This is a genomic window from Streptomyces sp. NRRL F-2664 (assembly GCF_000719345.1).
Taxonomy (GTDB): domain Bacteria; phylum Actinomycetota; class Actinomycetes; order Streptomycetales; family Streptomycetaceae; genus Streptomyces.
The window spans coordinates 1-270 of sequence record NZ_JOFX01000538.1 but is presented as its reverse complement, the minus strand read 5'-3'; the positions used below and the strand labels follow the sequence as shown (position 1 = coordinate 270).

The 270-nt window shown below is 76.3% G+C and carries 1 protein-coding gene; it reads right to left on the bottom strand.

Annotation, left to right across the window (positions count from 1 at the left end; translation table 11 throughout):
- On the bottom strand, positions 1-218 hold a 218-nt coding region (locus tag IF89_RS40175), incomplete at its 3' end, for a hypothetical protein (RefSeq protein WP_158718183.1).
- Positions 219-270 lie beyond the last annotated feature (52 nt).

The window sequence follows — 270 nt, the reverse complement described above, 5'->3', positions numbered from 1 at the left end:
CGGGCGGGCAGGCTTCCGCCCGGCACGTGCTCGAAGCGCACCCCCTCCCCGGGGAACCGCTTCAGGCCCGAGCCGGCACTGCCGGGGGCGCTGGCGGCGGGGTCGATGTCGTAGACCCCGCCCGCCACCACCGCACGGCCCTCACCGGTGTCGACGAACGGCAGGCCCAGGCCCATGCCCGCGCCCAGGCCCTGCCGGTCCACCCCCAGACCCGACAACTCCTGGTCATACGACAGAGCCAGCGCAAACCCCGCCTCCCCACGCCCCGCC